Source organism: Mesorhizobium sp. M1403, from assembly GCF_040317695.1.
Classification (GTDB): domain Bacteria; phylum Pseudomonadota; class Alphaproteobacteria; order Rhizobiales; family Rhizobiaceae; genus Mesorhizobium.
The window spans coordinates 1-24,310 of record NZ_JAMYKY010000049.1 but is presented as its reverse complement, the minus strand read 5'-3'; the positions used below and the strand labels follow the sequence as shown (position 1 = coordinate 24,310).

Sequence of the window (24,310 nt, the reverse complement as noted above, 5' to 3'; positions counted from 1 at the left end):
CGGCGTGGCCGGGGCAGTCGACATGGGCATAGTGGCGGGCAGCCGTCTCGTATTCGACGTGTGCCGTCGAAATGGTGATGCCGCGCGCTTTTTCTTCCGGCGCCGCATCGATCTGGTCGTAGCGCTTGTATTCGCCAAAATACTTGGTGATCGCCGCCGTCAGCGACGTCTTGCCATGGTCAACGTGACCAATCGTGCCAATGTTCACATGAGGCTTAGTGCGCTCGAATTTACCTTTTGCCATGTGATCTCTCCATTCCTGCCAGCCCGTGCGGGCCTTGAATTAAGTTACTGGTGCAACTCGTTTCGAGTTACGCGTATTTCTTCTGGACTTCCTGGGCGACCGCGGTCGGGACCGGCTCGTAATGGTCGAACTGCATCGTGTAGGCCGCGCGCCCCTGGCTCATCGAGCGAAGGTTGTCCACGTATTTGAACATGTTGGCGAGCGGCACCATCGCGTTGATGACCACCGCGACGCCACGGGCTTCCTGGCCCTGGATCTGGCCGCGACGGCCGTTCAGGTCACCAATAACGCTGCCGACGTAATCTTCCGGCGTCACCACCTCGACCTTCATGATCGGCTCGAGCAACTGCACGCCAAGCTTGGGCGCTGCTTCACGGAAGCAGGCGCGGCCGGCGATTTCGAAGGCCAGAACCGAAGAGTCCACGTCGTGGTAGGCGCCATCGATCAGCGTCGCCTTGACGCCGATCATCGGGAAACCGGCGAACGGGCCCGAGGTCATGACGCTGTTGATGCCCTTTTCGACACCGGGGATGTATTCCTTCGGCACGGCGCCGCCGACGATCTTGGTTTCGAACTGGAATTCACTGCTTTCCGGATTCGGCTCGAACAGGATCTTGACGCGGGCGAACTGGCCGGTACCGCCGGTCTGCTTCTTGTGCGTGTAGTCCTGCTCGTGCTTGCGGGTGATCGTCTCGCGATAGGCCACCTGCGGCGCGCCGACATTGGCCTCGACCTTGAACTCGCGACGCATGCGGTCGACGATGATGTCAAGGTGAAGCTCGCCCATGCCCGAAATGATCGTCTGGCCGCTTTCCTCGTCGGTCTTGACGCGGAAGGACGGATCCTCGGCGGCCAGGCGGTGAAGGGCGAGGCCCATCTTTTCCTGGTCGTTCTTGGTCTTCGGCTCGATGGCGATCTGGATGACCGGATCGGGGAATTCCATGCGCTCGAGGATGACCGGATGCAGCGGATCACTGAGCGTGTCGCCGGTGGTGGTGTCCTTGAGACCAGCGAGGGCGACGATGTCGCCGGCAAAAGCCTCTTCGACGTCGGCGCGCGAATTCGCATGCATCTGCAGCATGCGGCCAATACGCTCTTTCTTGCCCTTCACGGTGTTGTCGACCGAGATGCCCTTGGTGAGCTTGCCCGAATAGATGCGGGCAAAGGTGAGCGAACCGACGAACGGGTCGTTCATGATCTTGAAGGCAAGCATCGACAGCGGCTCGTTGTCGTCGGCATGACGCTCGATCTCGGCGTCGGTCTTGGCGTCGACGCCCTTGATGGCCGGGACGTCGGCCGGCGACGGCAGATATTCGACGACGGCGTCGAGCAGCGGCTGCACGCCCTTGTTCTTGAAGGCCGAGCCGCAGAACATCGGATAGAACTTCACCGCGATCGTGCCCTTGCGGATGAGCGCACGGATCTCGTCGTTGCTCGGCATCTTGCCTTCGAGGTAATTCTCGAGCGCCGTTTCGTCCATTTCGACGGCGGCCTCGATCATCTTCTCGCGGTACTCTTCGGCACGAGCCTTGAGGTCGGCAGGGATCTCGACGATGTCCCAGGCAGCGCCCAGCGTCTCGTCGCGCCAGACCAGCGCGTTCATCTCAACGAGGTCGACGACACCCTTGAACTCGGTCTCGGCGCCGATCGGCAGCTGCATGACGACGGCATGCGCACCGAGGCGCGAACCGATCATCTCGACCGAGCGGTAGAAGTCGGCGCCGATCTTGTCCATCTTGTTGCAGAAGATCATGCGCGGCACGCGGTACTTGTCAGCCTGGCGCCAGACGGTCTCCGTCTGCGGCTCGACACCGGCATTGGCATCGAGCAGCGCGATGGCGCCGTCGAGCACGCGCAGCGAACGTTCGACCTCGATGGTGAAGTCGACGTGGCCGGGGGTGTCGATGATGTTGAAGCGATGCATCTTGCCGTCGCGACCCTTCCAGAAGGTCGTGGTGGCGGCCGACGTGATGGTGATGCCGCGCTCCTGCTCCTGCTCCATCCAATCCATGGTCGCAGCGCCGTCATGGACTTCGCCGATCTTGTGCGACTTGCCCGTGTAATAGAGGACGCGCTCGGTGGTCGTCGTCTTGCCGGCGTCGATATGCGCCATGATACCGAAATTGCGGTAGTCTTCGATTTTATATTCGCGGGCCATGGGAGGTGCCTCTTCAGTCTCGTTCGCGCTTTACCAGCGGTAGTGCGCGAAAGCGCGGTTGGCTTCTGCCATCTTGTGGGTATCTTCACGCTTCTTGACGGCGGTGCCGCGGTTGTTGGCCGCGTCCATCAGCTCGCCGGAGAGGCGGTCGACCATAGTGGTCTCGTTGCGGTTGCGGGCGGCGGCGATCAGCCAACGGATGGCCAATGCCTGACGGCGCTCGGGGCGCACGTCGACCGGAACCTGGTAGGTGGCGCCGCCGACGCGGCGCGAACGCACTTCCACATGCGGCGCGACATTGTCGAGCGCCTGATGGAAGACGGTGACCGGTTCCTGCTTGGTCTTGGACTGGACCTGGTCGAGCGCGCCGTAGACGATGGTCTCGGCAACCGACTTCTTGCCGTCATACATGACGGCGTTCATGAACTTGGTGACGATCAGATCGCCGAACTTCGGGTCCGGATTGATCTCACGCTTTTCTGCACTGTGACGACGGGACATTTTTTCTCTGCCTCAATTCTACGCGGTGGCCTGGATCCCGGATCGTCGCTTGACGCCGCCCGGAACGACCTTGGCTACGCTTCGGTCACTTCGGACGCTTGGCGCCGTATTTCGAACGGCGTTGCTTGCGGTTCTTCACGCCTTGCGTGTCGAGCACGCCGCGGATGATGTGGTAACGGACGCCCGGAAGATCCTTGACGCGACCGCCGCGGATCATCACCACCGAGTGCTCCTGAAGGTTGTGGCCTTCGCCGGGGATGTAACCGATCACTTCAAAACCATTGGTCAGGCGGATCTTGGCCACCTTGCGCAGCGCCGAGTTCGGCTTCTTCGGCGTCGTGGTGTAGACGCGCGTGCAGACGCCCCGCTTCTGCGGGTTCTGCTGCATGGCCGGGACCTTGTTGCGCTTCACCGGCGCAATGCGCGGCTTGCGGATCAGCTGGTTGACGGTAGGCATTAAACCCTCTTGTCTCTCAATTCCGTGTCTCGCCCGGTCAGGGCCGCTCAAAGCGTCATTTCCATACGCAAATTCGGGCCACAAACCGCGCCTCGCGGTCTTGCCCGAACAAATGGCAGAGGAAGCGGAAGCCGCTTCATGCACGCCGGAAATGTCTTTTCGCTCGTAAAACGAACCCTGTTTGAGGCAAACTCCAAAGCGTGTCGCTTCGGAAGCAAGAGCCTCACATCGGTTCTGACTGGGCGGCTTCTACTCGTATGGCCACTGTCCGTCAACCCCGGAGCGGCAAATATTGCGCTGAAACCGAGGCGTGGCAGCCATGCGAAAAATGCATGTAATTTTCTTGCGCCGTTTTTCAAGAGGAAGGCAGAAAGTGACCGGCTTGCGCCTGTTTCCAGGCCGTGCTTCGTGCGAAAAGGCGGCATGAACAGCCCAAACCCCCTCGCCCGGAGGTACAAACCCGTGAATGACAATGAGGAGCGCCCGGTCACCATTATTACCGGCCGGGTGTGGAAGCGCAAAGGCGGCAAGCCGGAAGGCGTGCATGTGATGCTGGTCGCGCCGGACGACGATTCGGCGGTGCGCCGCGCTCTCGAATCGCTTGCCGCCGAAGGCTATGCCGAGGCCGAGCTCGACCAGATCGGCGACATGGACGGCGTGCCCGACGAGGAACCGCATCTGTCCGCCTATCAGGGCGCGCTCGAAGGCGAAGTGTCGATCGTGACGTTCGATGTGCCGATCTGAAGAGATCTGAATCGCGGTCGATCTCACGAGCCGGCGACAAAAGCCCGGCGACTTGCCCGCCACAACTTCTCTGCTAAGAAACGACCTCTGGCAAAACCAAGCACACTCAACCTGCGGAGCTCCCATGTCCTCTAATCCCATCAAGCTCGGCATCGTCGGCGTGGGAAAGATCGTCCGCGACCAGCATCTGCCGGCGCTGGCGAAGGACCAGGGTTATCGCCTGGTTGCCGCAGCCAGCCGCCATGGCAAAGTGGAGGACATCCCGAACTTCCCGACGATCGAGGCGATGCTCGACGCAACGCCCGAACTCGAGGCGGTGTCGCTATGCATGCCGCCGCAGTTTCGCTACGACGCCGCGCGCACGGCGCTGGCGGCGAAAAAGCATGTCTTCCTGGAAAAACCGCCCGGCGCCACGGTCAGCGAGGTCGAGGATTTGAAAGCGCTGGCGGTGGCGAACGGCGTCTGCCTGTTCGCCAGCTGGCACTCGCGCTATGCGCCGGCCGTCGAAGCAGCGCGTACATTCCTCAGCTCGACTACGATCAGGTCGGCCGCCATCAACTGGAAGGAAGACGTGCGCCGCTGGCATCCGAATCAGGAATGGATCTGGGCTCCCGGCGGCTTTGGCGTCTTCGATCCCGGCATCAACGCGCTGTCGATCGCCACCCACATCCTGCCACCGATGTTTATCAGTTCGGCAGAGCTCGATTTCCCCGAAAACCGCGCGGCCCCGATCGCCGCCCATATCGTCTTCCGTACTTCGAACGGTCTGCCGGTGACGATGGAACTCGACTGGCGCCAGACCGGGCCGCAAAGCTGGGACATCCTGGCCGATACCGAGGCCGGATCGATGGTGCTTTCTGGCGGCGGCTCAAAGCTCGCCATCGATGGCCGCGTCGTTCACGAGGAGCCGGAAGCCGAATATCCGATGCTCTACAAGCGCTTCGCCGAGATCGTGCGCGCCGGCGTTTCCGACGTCGACCTCGCGCCGCTCCAGCACGTCGCCGACGCCTTCATGCTCGGCAAGCGCAATGTGGTCGAAGCTTTTTTTGACTGACACTGACCCCGGTAGAGCGACCTTGAATGTTCCGGATCATCTTGGCTTGCGGTCCAGGAATTCTCCCGGACGAGGCGCAGAAGCAACGGGAGCCGTCCGGTGTCCTTGTTCAAGTTCGCTCATGACATGTTGAACCGCCACCTCGAGATCGGCCTGCCCCCAGCCAAGCTCGGTGATTTCTCCATATCGAATGAAATTTGAGCGGCCGAAACCACCTTCAATGTCATTGTAAGAAATCACGCTCCGGCCGATCAACGCTACGACCCAGATGCGATGATCACTCCCAGCAGGAGAGTGATGCAGCCATTCTTCCGGATCGATCTTGATCAGGTCCCAAAGCCTTCGCTGCCCAAAGCTCATACGATCTCGGCCAGTGTTGATCAATTCCCAGATGGTCGCCTCGTTCAATTGCCGATTCCTTAAAAAGCCAGCCGCCGGTGGCAGCTTCAACTGACGATCGCTATTGCAAAGCCGTCATAGCCCTTGGCGCCAACAGTCTGGATCGCGGTACCTTGCAGACGCTTGTCGCTGCCAATGAACGAGAACGCCGCGCGTGCCCCTTCGACATTGGCGTCGCGGCCATCTTCGTTCACCACCGCGCCGTCACGGATGACATTGTCGCAGACGATGACAGTCCCCGGCCTCGAAAGACGCATCGCCCAGGACAGATAGTGCTGGTTGTTCGGCTTGTCGGCGTCGATGAAGATGAAGTCGAACGGCCCGGCATTCTCGGCGCCTAACGCCGCAAGCGATTGAAGCGCCGGTCCGACCCGCAGTTCCACGCGGTCAGATACCCCTCCCCGTTCAAAGTTCGACCGCGCGACACTGGCGTGGTGCGGATCAAGCTCGAGCGTCACGACCTTGCCGTCCACGGGCAACGCTCGCGCCATCCAGATTGTCGAGTAGCCGCCCAACGTGCCGATTTCGAGTACCTTCTTCGCTCCCTGCATTCGCGCAAGAAGTGACAGCAGCTTGCCTTGTGCCGGGGAAACATCGATCGGCGGTAGGCCGTGGTCATGGTTGGCCGCCAGAACGGCATCGAGGGCGGGATCCGCCTCGAAAAGAGCCTCGACAATGTAGCCGTCGACAGAAGCCCAGATCCTCCTGCTCATCCGTTGTCCTCCGATCCGATTGGGGAACCACAATGCGAAAAGGGGCCACTTGGGCCCCTTTTCTATCTTCTCTTACTTGCGCGCTTACTGCGCGGCGGTAACCATGTCGGTCAGCATCGGCTCGGCGACCTCGACGCCGGACGCCTTGCGGCGCTCGTCGATGATCAACTCGTCGCGCGAGGTGGCGATGCGCCGGATCTGGCTCATCGTGCCGCCGGTGCCGGCCGGGATGAGCCGGCCGACGATGACGTTTTCCTTCAGCCCCTGCAGCATGTCGGTCTTGCCGGCAACCGCAGCTTCGGTCAGCACCCTCGTCGTCTCCTGGAAGGAGGCGGCGGAGATGAAGGACGGCGTCTGCAGCGAGGCCTTGGTGATGCCCAGCAGCACCGGCTGGCCTTCGGCCGGCTTCTTGCCCTCCTCGACCAGGCGCTCGTTGACCTCTTCCAGTTCGATCACGTCGACGTGGTCGCCCGGAATGTAGGTCGAATCGCCCTGCGTGGTGATCTCGACCTTCTGCAGCATCTGGCGAACGATCACCTCGATGTGCTTGTCGTTGATCGACACGCCCTGCAGGCGGTAGACCTCCTGGATCTCGTTGACGAGGTAGGAGGCAAGCGCCTCCACGCCCTTGATCGCCAGGATGTCGTGCGGCGCCGGATTGCCGTCGAGGATATAGTCGCCCTTCTCGATGACGTCGCCGTCCTGGAGATGGAACGGCTTGCCCTTCGGGATCAGGTATTCGACCGGCTCAAGCGTCGAGTCATGCGGCTCGATGATGATGCGGCGCTTGTTCTTGTAGTCGCGACCGAAGCGGATCGTGCCATCGATCTCGGCGATGATGGCGTGATCCTTCGGACGGCGTGCCTCGAACAGTTCGGCCACACGCGGCAGACCGCCGGTGATGTCCTTGGTCTTGGCGCTTTCCATCGGAATACGCGCCAGCACGTCGCCAGGGCGAACCTGTGCGCCGGGCTCGACCGAAAGAATGGCCTCGACCGAGAGCAGGAAGCGGGCGTCGCCACCCTTCGACAGCTTGCCGACCTTGCCCTTGGCATCCTGGACGACGATCGCCGGCTTGAGGTCGTTGCCGCGTGGCGTCGAACGCCAGTCGATGACCTCGCGCTTGGTGATGCCGGTCGATTCGTCGGCGGTTTCCTGAACGGAAATGCCATCGACCAGATCTTCGAACGCCACCCTGCCCTCGATTTCGGTGAGGACCGGGCGGGTATAGGGATCCCACTCGGCAATACGCTGGCCGCGCTTCACCTTGTCGCCATCGTCGACGAAGATGCGCGAACCGTAGGTGACGCGGTGCGTGGCGCGTTCCTTGCCGGCCTCGTCGAGGATCAGCACCGCCATGTTGCGACCCATGACCATCAGCTGGCCGTCGGAGTTGCGCACCACGTTGCGGTTGCGGATCTCGACCTTGCCCTCGTACGAGGCTTCAAGGAACGAGGAATCCACCACCTGCGCCGTGCCGCCCATGTGGAAGGTACGCATGGTGAGCTGGGTGCCCGGCTCGCCAATCGACTGCGCCGCGATGACGCCGACAGCCTCGCCCTGGTTGACAGGCGTGCCGCGGGCCAGATCGCGTCCGTAACAGACCGCGCAAACGCCGACCCTGACCTCGCAGGTTAGCGCCGAACGGATGCGGACAGACTGCACACCGGCCTTTTCGATCAGTTCCACGTCACGCTCGTCCATCAGCGTTCCGGCCTTGACCAGAACCTCGCCGGTGACCGGGTGAGTGATATCGTCGAGCGAGGTGCGGCCGAGAACGCGCTGACCAACCGAAGCGACGACCTGACCGGCATCGACGATCGGCTGCATGGTGAGGCCCTTGTCGGTGCCGCAGTCGAGCGAGTTGACGATGCAGTCCTGCGCCACGTCGACAAGACGACGCGTCAGGTAACCCGAGTTCGCCGTCTTCAAGGCGGTGTCGGCCAGACCCTTGCGGGCGCCGTGGGTCGAGTTGAAGTACTCGAGCACGGTGAGGCCTTCCTTGAAGTTCGAGATGATCGGCGTCTCGATGATTTCACCGCTAGGCTTGGCCATCAGGCCGCGCATGCCGGCGAGCTGGCGCATCTGGGTGGGCGAGCCGCGCGCACCGGAGTGCGACATCATGTAGATCGAGTTCATCGGCTTCTGACGGCCGTTGTCCTCGAACTCGACCGCCTTGATGCGGGCCATCATTTCGTCGGCGACCTTTTCCGAGCACTTGGCCCAGGCGTCGACGACCTTGTTGTACTTCTCGCCCTGGGTGATCAGGCCGTCATTGTACTGCTGCTCGTATTCCTTGGCCAAAGCCTCGGTGTCGGACACCAGCTTGATCTTGGCATCCGGGATCAGCATGTCGTCCTTGCCGAACGAAATGCCGGCACGGCAGGCGTGGCTGAAGCCGAGAGCCATGATGCGATCGCAGAAAATGACCGTCTCCTTCTGACCGCAATGGCGGTAGACGGTGTCGATCATCTTGGAGATGTTCTTCTTGGTCATCTCCTGGTTGGCGGTCTCGTAGGGCACGTTGACGTTCTTCGGCAGCAGCTCGCCGATGATCATGCGGCCAGGCGTGGTGTCGTGGATCTTCGATACGACCTTACCGTCGGCGTCGACCGTGCGGAAGCGCCCCTTGATCTTGGAATGCAGCGTTACCGCCTTGGTCTCGAGCGCATGCTGGAGCTCGCCCATATCGGCAAACACCATGCCCTCGCCCGGCTCGTTCTGGTTGACGATCGACAGATAGTAGAGACCGAGAACCATGTCCTGCGACGGGACGATGATCGGCGCGCCGGAAGCCGGGTGCAGGATGTTGTTGGTCGACATCATCAGCACGCGAGCCTCGAGCTGCGCTTCCAGTGACAGCGGCACGTGGACCGCCATCTGGTCGCCGTCGAAGTCGGCGTTGAAGGCCGTGCAGACCAGCGGGTGAAGCTGGATCGCCTTGCCTTCGATCAGGATCGGCTCGAACGCCTGGATGCCGAGGCGGTGCAGCGTCGGCGCGCGGTTCAACAGCACCGGATGCTCGCGGATGACCTCGTCGAGGATATCCCAGACCTCCGGACGCTCCTTTTCGACCAGCTTCTTCGCCTGCTTGACGGTCGAGGAGTAACCCTTGGCGTCGAGACGGGCGTAGATGAAGGGCTTAAACAGCTCGAGCGCCATCTTCTTCGGCAGGCCGCACTGGTGCAGCTTGAGCTCGGGACCGGTGACGATGACCGAGCGGCCGGAATAGTCGACGCGCTTGCCGAGCAGGTTCTGGCGGAACCGGCCCTGCTTGCCCTTCAACATGTCGGACAGCGACTTCAGCGGACGCTTGTTGGCGCCGGTGATGACGCGGCCGCGGCGGCCATTGTCGAACAGCGCATCGACGGCTTCCTGCAGCATGCGCTTTTCATTGCGCACGATGATGCCGGGCGCGCGCAGCTCGATCAGCCGCTTCAAGCGGTTGTTGCGGTTGATGACGCGGCGGTAGAGGTCGTTCAGATCCGACGTAGCGAAACGGCCGCCGTCCAGCGGGACAAGCGGACGCAGATCCGGCGGGATCACCGGAACCACCTTCATGATCATCCATTCCGGACGGTTGCCGGATTCCATGAAGTTCTCGACGACCTTGAGACGCTTCAGATACTTCTTCTGATTGAGCTCGGAGGTGGTCGAAGCCAGTTCCGAACGCAGATCGCCGGCGATCTTCTCGAGGTCCATGCCGGCCAGCAGGTCGTGGATCGCCTCGGCGCCGATCATGGCGGTGAAACTATCCTCGCCATATTCGTCGACGGCCATCATGTACTCTTCCTCGCTGAGCAGCTGGTGCTCCTTCAGCGCGGTGAGGCCGGGTTCGGTGACGATGTAGTTCTCGAAGTAAAGGACCCGCTCGATGTCCTTCAGGGTCATGTCGAGCAGCGTGCCGATGCGCGACGGCAGCGACTTCAGGAACCAGATGTGGGCGACCGGTGCCGCCAGCTCGATATGGCCCATGCGCTCGCGGCGGACGCGCGACAGCGTGACTTCGACGCCGCACTTCTCGCAGATGACGCCCTTGTACTTCATGCGCTTGTACTTGCCGCACAGGCACTCATAGTCCTTGATCGGACCAAAAATGCGCGCGCAGAACAGGCCGTCACGCTCCGGCTTGAAGGTGCGGTAGTTGATGGTCTCCGGCTTCTTGATCTCGCCGAATGACCAGGACAGAATCTTCTCAGGGCTGGCAAGCGAGATCCGGATGGAATCGAACACCTGCGCAGGCGCCTGGGGGTTGAAGAGATTCATGACCTCTTGGTTCATGCCGTTCTCCTTTTCGGGGTCCTCGAAAACCCCTTGCATCTAGCGCGGGCCAAAAGCCCGCCGACTTGATCGGCCATCGGCCGAGAATTTGGTGCGTCCGGTCGCGGCAAGGCCGCGGCCGGACGTCTTGCTTACTCGGCCGCGTCGGGCAGCCGGATCGGGTTGTCGTCGAGCTTGGTGTTCTCCAACTCGACATTGAGGCCGAGAGACCGCATTTCCTTAACGAGAACGTTGAAGCTCTCGGGGATGCCGGCCTCGAATGTGTCGTCGCCTCTGACGATCGCCTCGTAGACCTTGGTGCGGCCGGCGACGTCGTCCGACTTCACCGTCAGCATCTCCTGCAGCGTGTAGGCGGCGCCGTACGCCTCAAGCGCCCAGACCTCCATCTCGCCAAAGCGCTGGCCACCGAACTGCGCCTTGCCGCCCAGCGGCTGCTGGGTAACGAGCGAGTACGGCCCGATCGAACGCGCGTGGATCTTGTCGTCCACAAGGTGGTGAAGCTTGAGCATATATATGTAGCCCATCGTCACTTTGCGATCGAACGGTTCGCCGGTGCGTCCGTCATAGAGCTGCGACTGACCGCTGGTGTGCAGGCCCGCCTGCTCCAGCATGATGTTGATGTCGGCCTCGTGCGCGCCGTCGAACACCGGTGTCGCGATGGAGACACCGCGGCGCATCTGCTCGCTGAGGCGAACGATGCTCTCGTCGTCATATTCGCGGACCGGCTCGTTGCGGTCGTTGGCCGGCATGAAGCTCTCAAGCGTCTTGCGCAGCGGCTTGATGTCGCCCGCCGTCTTGTACGCATCGATCAGATCGCCGATCTTCTTGCCCATTCCGGCGCAAGCCCAGCCCAGATGCGTTTCCAGGATCTGGCCGACATTCATGCGGCTCGGCACACCCAGCGGGTTGAGCACGATGTCGGCATGCGTGCCGTCCTCGAGGAAAGGCATGTCCTCGACCGGAACGATCCGCGACACGACACCCTTGTTGCCGTGCCGGCCGGCCATCTTGTCGCCGGGCTGCATCTTGCGCTTCACGGCCACGAAGACCTTGACCATCTTCATGACGCCCGGAGGCATCTCGTCGCCGCGCTGCACCTTCTCGACCTTGTCCATGAAGCGCTGCTCGAGCGCCTTCTTGGAATCGTCGTACTGGCCACGCAGGGCTTCCAGTTCGCTCTGGAGCTTTTCGTTCTCCACGGCAAACTGCCACCACTGCGAACGCGGATACTCGTCGAGCGTGTCCTTCGACAGCTTCGAGCCCTTCTTGAAGCCCTTCGGCCCGGCAATCGCCTCCTTGCCGACGAGAACGTCGGAAAGGCGCGAATAGACGTTGCGGTCGAGGATCGCCTGCTCGTCGTCGCGGTCCTTGGCGAGGCGTTCGATCTCCTCGCGCTCGATCGCCATGGCGCGCTCGTCCTTCTCGACACCGTGGCGGTTGAAGACGCGCACTTCGACGACGGTGCCGAAGGTTCCCGGAGGCATGCGCATGGAGGTATCGCGCACGTCCGAGGCCTTTTCACCGAAGATGGCGCGCAGCAGCTTTTCTTCCGGCGTCATCGGGCTTTCGCCCTTCGGCGTGATCTTGCCGACCAGGATGTCGCCCGGCTGCACTTCCGCACCGATGTAGACGATGCCGGCCTCATCGAGGTTCTTCAGCGCTTCTTCCGAGACGTTCGGGATGTCGCGCGTGATCTCCTCCGGCCCGAGCTTGGTGTCGCGGGCCATGACTTCGAACTCCTCGATGTGGATCGAGGTGAAGACGTCGTCGGCGACGATGCGCTCGGACAAGAGGATGGAATCCTCGTAGTTGTAGCCATTCCACGGCATGAACGCGACCAGCACGTTGCGGCCGAGGGCCAGATCACCGAGCTCGGTCGACGGGCCGTCGGCGATGATGTCGCCCTTGTTGACCCGGTCGCCCATACGCACCAGCGGACGCTGGTTGATGCAGGTGTTCTGGTTCGAACGCTGGAACTTCATCAGCCGGTAGATATCGACGCCGGACTTGCCAGGATCGAGATCTTCCGTGGCGCGGATGACGATACGCGTCGCGTCCACCTGGTCGACGATGCCGCCGCGGCGGGCGCCGATGGCGGCGCCCGAGTCACGGGCGACGATCGGCTCCATGCCGGTGCCGACGAACGGCGCTTCGGCGCGCACCAGCGGCACGGCCTGACGCTGCATGTTCGAGCCCATCAGCGCGCGGTTGGCGTCGTCGTTCTCAAGGAACGGAATCAGGGCCGCGGCCACCGACACCATCTGCTTCGGCGACACGTCCATCAGATCGACGTTTTCGCGCGGCGCCATCATCACTTCGCCGGCGTTACGGCAAATGACGAATTCGTCGACGAAATGACCATTCTTGTCGAGCTCGGCATTGGCCTGCGCGACGTGGTGCTTGGCCTCTTCCATAGCCGACAGGTAGACGACCTCATTGGTCAGCTTGCCGTTGACGATCTTGCGGTACGGGCTCTCGATGAAGCCGTATTTGTTGACACGCGCGAAGGTCGCAAGCGAGTTGATCAGGCCGATATTCGGGCCTTCCGGCGTCTCGATCGGGCAGATGCGGCCGTAATGCGTCGGGTGCACGTCGCGCACCTCGAACCCGGCACGCTCGCGGGTCAGACCGCCCGGTCCAAGCGCCGACAGGCGGCGCTTGTGGGTGATCTCCGACAGCGGGTTGGTCTGATCCATGAACTGCGACAGCTGCGAGGAACCGAAGAACTCGCGCACGGCGGCAGCCGCCGGCTTGGCGTTGATCAGGTCCTGCGGCATCACCGTGTCGATCTCGATCGAGGACATACGTTCCTTGATCGCACGCTCCATGCGCAGCAGGCCGACGCGGTACTGGTTCTCCATCAGCTCGCCGACCGAGCGCACGCGGCGGTTGCCGAGATTGTCGATGTCGTCGATCTCGCCCTTGCCGTCGCGCAGTTCGACCAGCGTCTTGACCACGGCCAGGATGTCGTCCTTGCGCAGCACGCGCACGGTATCCTCGGCCTTGAGCTCGAGGCGCATGTTCATCTTGACGCGGCCGACGGCCGAAAGATCATAGCGCTCGCTGTCGAAGAACAGCGAGTTGAACATGGCTTCGGCGGTCTCGAGCGTCGGCGGCTCGCCGGGGCGCATGACGCGGTAGATGTCGAACAGCGCGTCCTGGCGGCTCTCGTTTTTGTCGACGTTGAGCGTGTTGCGGATATAGGCGCCGACATTGACGTGATCGATGTCGAGAACCTTGATCTCGTCATCGCCGGTGCCGAGAAGCACTTTCAGCGTCTTTTCATCGATCTCGTCGCCGGCTTCGAGGAAAATCTCGCCGGTGCCATAGTTGACGATGTCCTCGGCAAGGTAGTTGCCGAGCAGATCCTCGTCGGTCGCCTTGATCGCCTTGAGACCTTTTTCGCCAAGCGCCCTGGCCTGGCGGGCAGTGATCTTCTTGCCGGCCTCGACGACGACCTCGCCGGTGTCGGCGTCAACCAGGTCACCAACGGCCTTGAGGCCGCGGAAACGCTCGACGTTGAAGGGAATGCGCCAATGGTCGCCGGCGCGCTTGTAGGTGATTTTGTTGTAGAAGGTCGACAGGATCTCTTCGCCGTCCATGCCGAGCGCCATCAGCAGCGACGTCACCGGAATCTTGCGGCGGCGGTCGATACGGGCGTGCACGACGTCCTTGCTATCGAACTCGATGTCGAGCCACGAGCCGCGATAGGGAATGACGCGCGCGGCAAACAACAGCTTGCCGGACGAGTGCGACTTGCCCTTGTCATGGTCGAAAAAGACGCCCGGCGAACGGTGCATCTGCGAGACGATGACGCGCTCGGTGCCGTTGACGATGAAGGTGCCGTTCAAGGTCATGAGCGGCATGTCGCCCATGTAGACGTCCTGCTCCTTGATGTCCTTGATCGACTTCGCGCCGGTATCCTCGTCGATATCGAACACGATGAGGCGCAGCGTCACCTTGAGCGGCGCCGCATAGGTCAGGTCGCGCTGGCGGCATTCGTCAACGTCGAATTTGGGTCCTTCGAACTCGTACTTCACGAATTCCAGCATCGAGGAGCCGGAAAAATCGGAAATCGGGAAGACCGACTTGAAAACTGCCTGCAGCCCCTCGTCAGGACGCCCACCCTTGGGCTCCTCCACCATCAGGAACTGGTCATAGGATGCCTTCTGAACCTCGATCAGGTTCGGCATCTCCGCAACTTCCGGGATCTTTCCGAAAAACTTGCGTACGCGTCTGCGGCCATTGAAAGTCTGGGTCTGGGCCATCGTCGCTCCTTAGCTCAATTCTCGGGACGAGCCTCGCCGCGGCTCGCCTTGCATCTCGGGCCACCTCAGGCGGCCCTGTCTTGTTGCCCGCCGCCTGTCGGCGGCTTCTTGTCTTTTCACCCACCACCAATTGGCGGTGGGCCAGAAACGGGAGAAAACCCGTTTCCTGAAGGCCGGTTTGCGGCCCTCAGGAAAGAGGTTTTCGCACTCTTCGCGCCATGAGCCTCCCTTCGACGTGAAGGGAGTGGCGGACGGCGCGACGCCGCCCGCCGGTACTCAACGCTTACTTCAGTTCGACCTTGGCGCCGGCTGCTTCCAGCTGGGCCTTGAACTTGTCCGCGTCGGCCTTGGAAACGGCTTCCTTGACCGGCTTCGGAGCCGCCTCGACCAGGTCCTTGGCTTCCTTGAGCCCAAGACCGGTGATGGCGCGAACTTCCTTGATGACGTTGATCTTCTGAGCGCCTGCCTCGGTGAGGACGACGTCGAATTCCGTCTTTTCCTCGACCGGAGCGGCAGCGGCCGCGGCGCCGCCAGCAGCGGCAACCGCCACCGGAGCAGCGGCGGAAACGCCCCACTTTTCTTCAAGAAGCTTCGACAGCTCGGCCGCCTCGAGGACGGTCAGCTTCGAAAGGTCGTCTACGATCTTTGCCAGATCAGCCATTGCAATGTTCCTTCATAAGGTTCGAACGTGTGTTTGTGATAGCGAGGAACGGCCTCATGCCGCCTCGTCCTTCCGGGCGTAAGCGCCGATGACGCGCGCGACCGAAGCCGCAGGCGCATTGACGATCTGGGCGATCCGGGTTGCCGGCGTGGCGATCATGCCAACCAGCCTGGCGCGCAGCTCATCGAGCGACGGAAGTGTGGCGAGTGCCTTCACACCGTCGGCGTTGAGCGAGGTGGTGCCCATTGCGCCGCCGAGAATGACGAGCTTGTCATTTCCCTTGGCGAAATCGGACGCGACCTTCGGCGCCGCAATCGGATCCTCCGAATAGGCGATCAGCGTCTGTCCCTTGAACAGCTCGATGATCGATGCGGAGTCCGTGCCCTGAAGAGCGATTTTGGCGAGACGGTTCTTCGCGACTTTGACGGTGCCACCGGCGGCGCGCATTTTCGACCGAAGGTCGTTCATTTGCGCGACGGTGATACCGGCGTAGTGGGCCACGACGACTGAACCAGCGCTTGAGAACGCATCATTCAGGCCCGTGACGAGTTCGCGTTTTTCCGCTCTGTCCACTGCCTATCTCCAGTTGACCCCTGCCCTCTACGAAGGACAGGCGTCGGGTTGCCTTTTGCCGGCCGGGCCATCCAGTAACGGATCTCCCGAACGACGCTCGAGGATCCTGCCCCCTTTCGCCACACCTGCCGGCAAGCCGGACGGTGCGCAGACAAAAGGCAAACACGGTTCGAACCTTTCATTGGAGCTTTCGCTCCTTTGTCCGGTCTTCACCCGTCTCATGCAGGCCCACATGAATTAAGGCCCACATCACCTAAGGCTTGGGGGCCGCCTGCAATCTCGGACAGGATGTCCGGAAGCCTTTTGACTTCCGGTACCGGGCCGCCGACAGATCGGAGGCCCGGAATTCTTTCACGGATCAGCGTTTTAGCGGCCGATCCAATTGTTCGTATCAGGACGCCGCGAGCGTCGAGACGTCGAGCTTGAGGCCCGGGCCCATCGTCGAGGTGACCGACACCTTCTTGACGTAATTGCCCTTGGCACCAGCCGGCTTTGCCCTGGTCACCGCATCAGCGAAGGCGCGGACGTTTTCTTCCAGCGCCTTGACGTCGAACGAGACCTTGCCGACGCCGGCATGAACGATGCCGGCTTTCTCGACGCGGAACTCGACGGCGCCGCCCTTCGATGCCTTGACGGCGGCGGCCACGTCGGTGGTGACGGTGCCGACCTTCGGGTTCGGCATCATGCCACGCGGGCCGAGCACCTTGCCGAGACGGCCGACCAGCGGCATCATGTCCGGCGTGGCGATGCAGCGGTCGAAGTCGATCGTGCCCTTCTGGACGATGTCGACCAGATCCTCGGCTCCGACGATGTCAGCGCCGGCGGCCTTGGCCTCCTCGGCCTTGTCGCCACGCGCGAAGACGGCGACGCGAACGCTGCGGCCGGTGCCGTTCGGCAGGTTGACCACGCCGCGGACCATCTGGTCGGCATGGCGGGGGTCGACGCCGAGGTTCATCGCGACTTCGATCGTCTCGTCGAACTTCACCGAGGAGCGATCCTTGAGCAGCTTCAGCGCCTCACCCAAAGCGTAAGCCTTGTTGGGATCGATGCCTTCGCGGGTCTGCGATACACGCTTTGCAATCTTTGCCATGATCTCAGCCCACCACTTCCAGACCCATCGAGCGGGCAGAGCCCTCGACCATGCGCATGGCCGCCTCGACGTCGTTTGCGTTCAGATCCTTCATCTTCTGCTCGGCGATGGCGCGCACCTTGTCGCGGCCGATCGTGCCGGCCTTGACCTTGCCCGGCTCCTTCGAGCCCGACTTCAGGTTCGCGGCCTTCTTCAGGAAGTAGCTCACCGGCGGCGTCTTCATGACGAAGGTGAACGACTTGTCCTGATAGTAGGTGATGACGACCGGAACCGGCGAACCCTTTTCCATTTCCTGGGTCTGCGCGTTGAACGCCTTGCAGAACTCCATGATGTTGATGCCACGCTGACCAAGCGCCGGGCCGATCGGGGGCGACGGCGTGGCCGATCCCGCGGAAACCTGGAGCTTGAGCTGGCCTGCAATTTTCTTAGCCATCTCTCTTCCTGCCTTTTCTCATGCCGGTCTTGCCGGCGGTTGCAGTCTGGTGGTGCGGTCCGCGCGGCCGGCTAAAGCCGCATTCGCCTCCCACCCGTTTTGGCCGCGCGATCTCCGCGCCGCCTTCCCTGCCGCCGAAACCGGTGCAGGGATTTCGGATCAGCCCTTCTCGACCTGTCCGAATTCCAGATCGACCGGCACGGCGCGCCCGAAGATCGATACTTCCACCTTGAGCCGCGCCCGCTCTTCGTCCACTTCCTGGACGAAACCGTTGAACGACGCGAATGGTCCATCCGAAACGCGGATCGCTTCGCCGATCTCGAACGTCACCGACGGCTTCGGCCGCTCGACGCCTTCCTGAACCTGGTTCAGGATACGCTGGGCTTCGGCTTCGGTGATCGGCACCGGCTTGGAGTCGCCCAGGAAACCGGTGACCTTCGGCGTGTTCTTGACGAGCGAGAACACGGCATCGGTCAGATTGGCCTTCAACAGCACATAGCCCGGAAAGAACTTGCGCTCGGCATCGACCTTGCGGCCGCGGCGGATCTCGACGACCTTCTCGGTCGGCACCACGATCTGCTCGATGTCGGCGGACAGGCCCTTCTGCTTGGCCTTGTTCTCGATGTCCTCGGCGACCTTCTTTTCAAAGTTCGAGTAGGCGTGGACGATGTACCACCGCGCGGTCATTTTAAGACTTCTCCGTAATCGCCGGACTTACTGTCCGAGGCCGAGGATTTTTTCGACCGCAAAGCCCATGGCCACGTCTGCGGTAAAGAAAAAGATCATCGCGATGACCGCGAACACAAGGACCATCACCGTCGAGATCACCGTTTCGCGCCGCGACGGCCAAGTGACCTTGGCAGTCTCCGCGCGAACCTGCTGGAGAAAGGTGAAAGGATTTGTGGTTTTCGAAGCCATATGCCGCTCTGTCTGCAAGACCCGTTGGCCGGGTCTCCTGGATGATCCCGCTGGCCGGGACGTGCCGCTTGAGCGTGCGTTCGCGCCGAATCAGCGCAATCATTTCGCCCATGCAAATCAGACGCGTAAAGCCGGCTTCCCAGCTCCACGCGTCGCGTGTCTGTTTCGTCTACATAAAACCGATTCTTGATCCACGCAAGTGGCAAGTGTCCGCTTTATGACCAAACGCCGCCTCGGAACCATCCAGTCGTCCCGTCCCGGCTATGCGGCCCTTATGCCGCAACTTATGCTATATGGCAAGTCACAAGCCGGTTTTCAAAGGCTGCGCTGCAAAAGAATCGTTTTTTAGGTATCCATTCGAAGGAATGGCACGGGCAGCAGGGCTCGAACCTACGACCTGCGGTTTTGGAGACCGCCGCTCTACCAACTGAGCTATGCCCGTATGCGCATGTCGGCGCAGCAGGCGCTTCCTAAAAGCTTCCGCGCGCTCTGTAAAGAGCGACGTGCGCTGCCCAGCCTTCATCTTCGAAAGTCCAGGCGTCCTCCCGGCCATTTCCCGTCGATCCGTTGATTGCTGACGACCAAACCGACCCAGGGACGCACGATTTTTGGGTCGGTCAGATTGATATATTTTCCAACCAGCCCTTTCGCACCCTCGCGCCGCGCATCAATGAGCCCCTTGCGCACGCCATCATGCCAATCGAACAGCAGGTAAACTCTCTCTCCCGCGGTCTTCACCTCGCCCCGGCCAGACTTCCATTTACCCTTGCTGTCGCCTGGAATCGTGGGATCGGCACCGCCGTTCCATCGGCTGGACCACCTGCCTTCGATGGTGTCGTTGCGGTCGCGGTCGCTTTCGGTGCCCCAGGCTTCGGCGTTTTCATCGCTTGCAGCTCCCTCCAGTTTTACGCCGGCGGCGAACGCCGACACCTCCTCGTCGTCGGGAGTGGGGACATCCATGACACCGAACGGATTTCGGGTTCCGCGGTTGCCGTCAAAGGTGCTGCCTGAATTTTTCTTGCCTTCCGATCTCATCGCAAAGCCTCCGGTTTTTCAGTGTGGCCCCGCCAGTCGACGGCGACTTTAAACCGTTAGCCTGGAGGACCGAGACCTCCATAGCCACCCGTTTTCCTGGCCGGCAGGGTTTTCGACCGATTCGCGCCCGGTCAGTTTCCCGAAGGCGGCTTGTAGGGGCCGCCCGGCACGCCCCAACCCCAGACCGGCATTGGTTCCGCCTCGGGATCGCAGGCCGGGCCCTTGTTGGAGTTCATCTTGGCCAGCCGCGATCCCCATTCGATATAGGCCATGAAGGCCGAGCGGAATTCGGGATCGTCAGGCAGCCCGATCTCGTCGGCGGCGTCGGCTAGGAGATTGATCCAGCGCCGGCGCTGCTCCTCCGTCAGATGCTTGCCGAGGTGATGCATCACCATTTCGCGATGGCCGCCATGCTTTTCGCTGTAGGTTTTCGGTCCACCGAAAACTTCGCCGATGAAGGCCGCGACGTGGGCCGGATGGTCCGCCGACATATGCTTGAACACCGGCCCGACAATGGGATCCCGAGAGACGTTGTCGTAGAAGGTCTGGGTCAGGCGGTTCAGCGCTTCGGTGCCGCCGGCCCATTCGAACAATGTCGGGACGTCCTGGCTCATTTGCGATCCCTCGCCTGGCTGGTCTTCTACCACGCCGGACGATAGCGGAAACATCCAGCATCGCTCAACCTGTCTCGATGGCCAGCTTCCGAAACCGACGCGCCCCTACAATTTGGCGGGCGCCTCGGCCTGCGCATTGGGCGAGAGCACCACGCGGCAATTGTCAGGCTTCGGCACCGATCTGCACAGGGTGGCACCGGTCAGCTCGTCCACTGATTGCGGCCCAGTCGTCAGTCCGGCCCTCAGCATCACGTCAGGTTCGAGCTGACGCTCGACCGAAATGCGCTGAAGCGTCATGAACAGATCACGGTTGATTGCCATCTCGTCAAGGTAAGCCTTGATCAGCTGGGCTTGTCCCATCAGGTAAAGGCTGAGTAGCGCCCGTGGACCGACAAGCCGCCTGACGCCCCCAGCCAGCATCAGCGCGCAGGCCGAATCGCAGTCGCCTTTCGCATCGCTGGCCACTCCGGCATAGGCGCCATCTTTGGCCAAGCAATTCCACTCTTCCGGGTCGCAGCCAACGAAATCGGTACGGGCAACGGCGACGTCGAGCTTCTTTTCACGGATAAGTCGCCCCATCGCCAGAGCGCTGAACAAGTCGCCGCCTCGCGAGCTCACCACTATAGGCAGCCGCCGGCTGCCAAGCGTAGCGAGCAACTGGCCCAGCTTCTGCGGGGTTTGGCTCGTGATTACGCCTTGTGCCGAGATCCATTCCGGGCAGTCGGGATTGCAGGACGAATTGCTGCGGCGAACCACAACGAAGCGCATCTCGGGTGCCCCGTTCCCCGGCACTGCCACGAGCGGCCGAGCCCACATCCATTCCGGGCAGTGGGGCTCGCACATCGGATCGCTGCCGCGAACGAGTATGAAGCCCTTGTCCGGCGCCTCGTTTCCTGGCACTGCCTCGACCGGCTGAGCAGGTGCCTCCTTGGCCAGCTGAGAAAGTGGGACTTGAGCCGGCTGAGACGGTCCGGCCTTCGCTTCGATTGCTGCCACCTTGGCCGGCTTGGCATTCGCAGGGACCTCCCTGCAGTTCGGCGGCGCAGGACTCCGCTGGCATATGCCCGCCTGCGTAAGTATGTCGAGGGAGTCCCTGCTGGTGATCAGCTTCATCGTCAGCATGTCGTCGAGGGCGATCTGCCGGATGTCGCTGGCGGGCGTGGCCTTCATTCTGTCGATTACGCCCCGTCCGACACCCATGTCCCTGAGATAGGCCGAAAGTTTCCTCTCAAGCGCCTTGCTCATCTCATAGGTCTTGTAGCCGGCATTGTCTTGAGTGATGGTTTCTGTGGTGATCCTATATTTTTTGCCCCGCACAACTCGATAGGTGGTTCGATAGTGCCGTGTTGTGCGGAAATAGGTCGTAGTGATCTGATGGACGCCTAGATAGGCCCAACCGCCGACCACGCGTCCGACGCCTCCGGCAAACATCAGCGGACATGCGGAGTTGCACATGGCACCCCCGTCAGACGCAATGCCGAAATATGCTGCGCCCTTGCCGTCATTGGCCCGGCAATCTTTCATCCCGGGCCAACAATCGGAAAACTTGGTCGTACCGACGGCGATATCGAGCTTGTTTTTGCGGATTATTCGACCAAGCTGGAGCGCAGCATCGACATTGCCGCCCGGGGAATTGACGATGATCGGCAGTTTGCGGCGGCCGAGCGTCTTCAATATGCGCTTGAGCTGCGCTGGCGTGCCCGCTTCGATGGCGCCTTCTGCCGAAATCCATTCCGGACAGTTAGACTCGCAGCCGGTCGCGTTGCTGCGCACGACGACGAATCGCATCGGCGAGAGATCATCGGATAATAGCTTCGGATCCGTCCAAGTCGTCGGATCGGACCATTTCGGGAAGACATCCTCGGCCTTTGCGGCGAAGGCAGCCATCGCCATGGCAATAACCAGCAGCCCGCGCCACCACCTTGCCACGCTATCTAAACGGCGTCCCGAAACCACGCTTGGCAAAAGCCCCCTTGATGCAACCTATAATAGTTGCGGCAATGGTGGTTGCAATAGCTTTGAAACACCCGCGCAAGATTGTTCTGCCTCGAGTCAGTAAGCGAAAAAGGCGGCCCGAAGACCGCCCTTTCGCATCGACCGGCAATGCCGGCGCCGATCACTCTATAATGGTGACGACGACGCCAGCACCGATGGTGCGGCCGCCTTCACGGATGGCGAAGCGCAGCTTCTCGTCCATGGCGATCGGCACGATCAGCTCGCAGCTATCAAGCCCGCCTTACGATTTGACCGGCGTGCTGGCCTGAGCCTTGGCGCCCGAGGCTTCGCGGCAGTTCTCGGGCTGTGGCTCCGATCTGCAGATGCCGGGGCCTGTCAATTCGTCTGCCGATTGATGCCCGGTTGTCAGCCCGTATTTCAGCATCCTGTCGAGTTCGAGCTGCCGTTCGACTGAATTCAGCTGAATTGCGGTAAACAGACCGGGGCCGATGGCCATGTCCTCGAGATAGGCCTTGACCTTTTGCTCCTGCCCTACCGAATGCACGCTCAACTGTGCACGCGGGCCGACGAGGCGTTTGACACCGCCGGCGAGCATGATCGGACAGGCCGAGCCGCACGCGCCGCCGGCATCGACCGTCAGTCCGTTATAGACGCCGTCTTCGGCCGTGCAGTCGGCCTGCCGCGGTTCGCAGCCAATGAAATCCGTCCGCGCCACGGTGACGTCGAGCTTGCGTTCGCGGATCAGCCTTCCGGCCGCCAAAGCACCGAGCACATCACCACCCGGCGAGTTGATGACGATGGGCAGACGCCGGTCGCCGACGCCGTCCAGCAGTTGGCGCAGTTTTTCGGGCGTGTCGGCGGTAATTGTGCCTTCGGCCGAGATCCATTCCGGGCAGTTGGGATTGCAAAGCGGATTGCTGCCGCGGACCAGGACGAAGCGCATGTCTGCGGCCTCCTTCGGCCGCGTGGTTTCGTGCCCTGCGGGTGCAGGCCCGGCGTTCGCCACCACTTCGCCGGCCGGCTTCGCGATATTCGCCGGCGCCGGCAGCTCCCTGCAACTCGCCGGCAACGGATCGGATTTGCATAGGGTTGGCGCGGTCAGCAGGTCGACGGCATCCAAGCTGGTGACGAGATTCATTTGCAGCATGTCGTAGGGAACCAGTTGCTGGATGCTGCTGGCCGGCGTGCCTTTCATGGTCTCGAGCACGCCCAGGCCGACGCCCATCTCCTTCAGATAGGCCGCCAGCTTCCGCTCCAGCGGCTTGTTCATCTCGTAGGTCTTGTAGCTGCCGGCGTTCTTCCGGCTGACGACCTTGGTGTTGAGGATCTTCTTCTTACCCTTCACCACGCGGTAGGTGGTGCGGTACAGCAATTTCGTCCGGATATAGGTCGTGGTGATCTGATGGACGCCGAGAAAGGCCCATTCCCCGACCACGCGCCGGATGCCACCGGAAAACATCAACGGACAGGCGGAATTGCAGATGGCGCCGTCGGCATAGGCATTGCCAAAATAACGGGCGCCCTTGCCGTCGTTTTCCTTGCAGTTTTTCACATTTGGCAGACAGCCGACGAACCGGGTTTTGCCGACGGCGATATCGAGCTTGTTCTTGCGGATCAGGCGACCAAGTGTCAGCGCCGCTTCGACATTGCCGCCGGGGGAATCGACGACGATCGGCAGCTTTCGGCCGCCAAGCGCCTTCAGCGTGCGTTTGAACAGAGCCGGCGTGCCGGCTTCTATCGAGCCTTCCGCCGATATCCATTCCGGACAGGTCGGCTCGCAGCCCGGCGCGCTGCTGCGGACGACGACGAACCGCATCGTCGGGCCGAGATCCGGCGTGGATTTTTCCGGCGTGGATTTCTTGGCATCGGCTGCGAAGGCAGCGTGGCCCATGGCGAGCAACGACACCAGGCAGATCAGTCCTAACGACCACAATGCCTGACTATGCAAACGGCGCCATGGAACCATTCGGGCAGCCCCCTCGATGCAACCTATACTAGTTACGGCAGAGGCGCTTGCAACAGGATTTGAAGCAAGGCGGTTAATCTATTCGAATCAAAAAGGCGGCCCGAAGACCGCCCTTTCGCATTCGATCTCGACCGGCAACGCCGGCGTTGATTACTCTTTAATGGTGACGACGATGCCGGCACCGACGGTGCGGCCGCCTTCACGGATGGCGAAGCGCAGCTTCTCTTCCATGGCGATCGGCACGA

At 61.8% G+C, this 24,310-nt stretch carries 21 protein-coding genes, 1 tRNA gene and 1 pseudogene; 2 read left to right on the top strand and 21 right to left on the bottom strand.

Annotation, left to right across the window (positions count from 1 at the left end):
* From NKH01_RS33625 to rpsL, 4 genes are all read right to left on the bottom strand, one after another.
* Positions 1–244: GTP-binding protein (locus NKH01_RS33625; RefSeq protein ID WP_352484577.1), on the bottom strand; the 244-nt coding region annotated here is incomplete at its 3' end.
* Between the two features lie 67 nt (positions 245–311).
* The gene (gene fusA, locus NKH01_RS33620; RefSeq protein ID WP_353024574.1) at positions 312–2,402 is read right to left on the bottom strand and encodes an elongation factor G; all 2,091 of its coding nucleotides are present in this window, start codon (positions 2,400–2,402) and stop codon (positions 312–314) included.
* A 30-nt stretch (positions 2,403–2,432) separates the two neighbouring features.
* A complete protein-coding gene (gene rpsG, locus NKH01_RS33615; protein WP_008875664.1) occupies positions 2,433–2,903 on the bottom strand; it encodes a 30S ribosomal protein S7 in 471 nt (156 codons plus the stop codon).
* An 85-nt stretch (positions 2,904–2,988) separates the two neighbouring features.
* Positions 2,989–3,360 (bottom strand): 30S ribosomal protein S12, encoded by a 372-nt coding sequence (rpsL, locus tag NKH01_RS33610; RefSeq protein ID WP_006333356.1) that lies wholly within the window; start codon positions 3,358–3,360, stop codon positions 2,989–2,991.
* 462 nt (positions 3,361–3,822) lie between these two features.
* On the opposite strand from rpsL, the gene NKH01_RS33605 reads away from it, so the two are divergent.
* Entirely contained in the window at positions 3,823–4,104 is a 282-nt protein-coding gene (locus tag NKH01_RS33605; RefSeq protein WP_023680447.1) for a transcriptional regulator, read from the top strand.
* A 124-nt stretch (positions 4,105–4,228) separates the two neighbouring features.
* On the top strand, positions 4,229–5,158 hold the full coding sequence (locus NKH01_RS33600) for a Gfo/Idh/MocA family protein (protein WP_352587583.1): 930 nt from the start codon (positions 4,229–4,231) through the stop codon (positions 5,156–5,158).
* 36 nt (positions 5,159–5,194) lie between these two features.
* Here NKH01_RS33600 and NKH01_RS33595 read toward each other — a convergent pair whose 3' ends face one another.
* From NKH01_RS33595 to NKH01_RS33515, 17 genes and pseudogenes are all read right to left on the bottom strand, one after another.
* Complete coding sequence (locus NKH01_RS33595) at positions 5,195–5,566, bottom strand: hypothetical protein (protein ID WP_023721673.1); 372 nt, start codon at positions 5,564–5,566, stop codon at positions 5,195–5,197.
* A 38-nt stretch (positions 5,567–5,604) separates the two neighbouring features.
* Complete coding sequence (locus NKH01_RS33590) at positions 5,605–6,270, bottom strand: O-methyltransferase (protein ID WP_353024572.1); 666 nt, start codon at positions 6,268–6,270, stop codon at positions 5,605–5,607.
* Between the two features lie 84 nt (positions 6,271–6,354).
* Positions 6,355–10,551 carry a DNA-directed RNA polymerase subunit beta' gene (gene rpoC / locus NKH01_RS33585; protein ID WP_353024570.1) on the bottom strand — a complete coding sequence of 1,399 codons (4,197 nt, stop codon included), beginning with the start codon at positions 10,549–10,551 and terminating at the stop codon, positions 6,355–6,357.
* Between the two features lie 131 nt (positions 10,552–10,682).
* A complete protein-coding gene (rpoB, locus tag NKH01_RS33580) occupies positions 10,683–14,819 on the bottom strand; it encodes a DNA-directed RNA polymerase subunit beta (protein WP_352496503.1) in 4,137 nt (1,378 codons plus the stop codon).
* 283 nt (positions 14,820–15,102) lie between these two features.
* Positions 15,103–15,480: a 50S ribosomal protein L7/L12 gene (rplL, locus tag NKH01_RS33575; RefSeq protein ID WP_023680442.1), complete on the bottom strand. Its 378-nt coding sequence runs from the start codon at positions 15,478–15,480 to the stop codon at positions 15,103–15,105.
* A 54-nt stretch (positions 15,481–15,534) separates the two neighbouring features.
* A complete protein-coding gene (rplJ, locus tag NKH01_RS33570) occupies positions 15,535–16,053 on the bottom strand; it encodes a 50S ribosomal protein L10 (protein ID WP_008875657.1) in 519 nt (172 codons plus the stop codon).
* A gap of 391 nt (positions 16,054–16,444) precedes the next feature.
* Positions 16,445–17,143 (bottom strand): 50S ribosomal protein L1, encoded by a 699-nt coding sequence (rplA, locus tag NKH01_RS33565; RefSeq protein WP_352485033.1) that lies wholly within the window; start codon positions 17,141–17,143, stop codon positions 16,445–16,447.
* A gap of 4 nt (positions 17,144–17,147) precedes the next feature.
* Positions 17,148–17,576, bottom strand: coding sequence for a 50S ribosomal protein L11 (gene rplK / locus NKH01_RS33560; protein WP_023680440.1), 429 nt, complete (start codon positions 17,574–17,576; stop codon positions 17,148–17,150).
* Positions 17,577–17,735: 159 nt separating this feature from the next.
* Positions 17,736–18,263, bottom strand: coding sequence for a transcription termination/antitermination protein NusG (gene nusG, locus NKH01_RS33555; protein ID WP_006333333.1), 528 nt, complete (start codon positions 18,261–18,263; stop codon positions 17,736–17,738).
* Positions 18,264–18,290: 27 nt separating this feature from the next.
* Positions 18,291–18,494 (bottom strand): preprotein translocase subunit SecE, encoded by a 204-nt coding sequence (gene secE / locus NKH01_RS33550; RefSeq protein ID WP_023721668.1) that lies wholly within the window; start codon positions 18,492–18,494, stop codon positions 18,291–18,293.
* A 366-nt stretch (positions 18,495–18,860) separates the two neighbouring features.
* Positions 18,861–18,936: transfer RNA gene (locus NKH01_RS33545), tRNA-Trp, on the bottom strand.
* Positions 18,937–19,013: 77 nt separating this feature from the next.
* Positions 19,014–19,529: a hypothetical protein gene (locus tag NKH01_RS33540; RefSeq protein WP_352844900.1), complete on the bottom strand. Its 516-nt coding sequence runs from the start codon at positions 19,527–19,529 to the stop codon at positions 19,014–19,016.
* A gap of 131 nt (positions 19,530–19,660) precedes the next feature.
* Entirely contained in the window at positions 19,661–20,143 is a 483-nt protein-coding gene (locus NKH01_RS33535; protein WP_353024568.1) for a group II truncated hemoglobin, read from the bottom strand.
* Between the two features lie 105 nt (positions 20,144–20,248).
* Positions 20,249–22,036: a COG3904 family protein gene (locus NKH01_RS33530; RefSeq protein ID WP_352485037.1), complete on the bottom strand. Its 1,788-nt coding sequence runs from the start codon at positions 22,034–22,036 to the stop codon at positions 20,249–20,251.
* Between the two features lie 223 nt (positions 22,037–22,259).
* A pseudogene (locus tag NKH01_RS33525) lies at positions 22,260–22,358 on the bottom strand (EF-Tu C-terminal domain-related protein); the annotation flags it as partial.
* Positions 22,359–22,379: 21 nt separating this feature from the next.
* A complete protein-coding gene (locus NKH01_RS33520) occupies positions 22,380–24,065 on the bottom strand; it encodes a COG3904 family protein (protein ID WP_352844903.1) in 1,686 nt (561 codons plus the stop codon).
* 150 nt (positions 24,066–24,215) lie between these two features.
* The coding region (locus tag NKH01_RS33515) for an EF-Tu C-terminal domain-related protein (RefSeq protein WP_476738618.1) at positions 24,216–24,310 on the bottom strand (95 nt) is incomplete at its 5' end.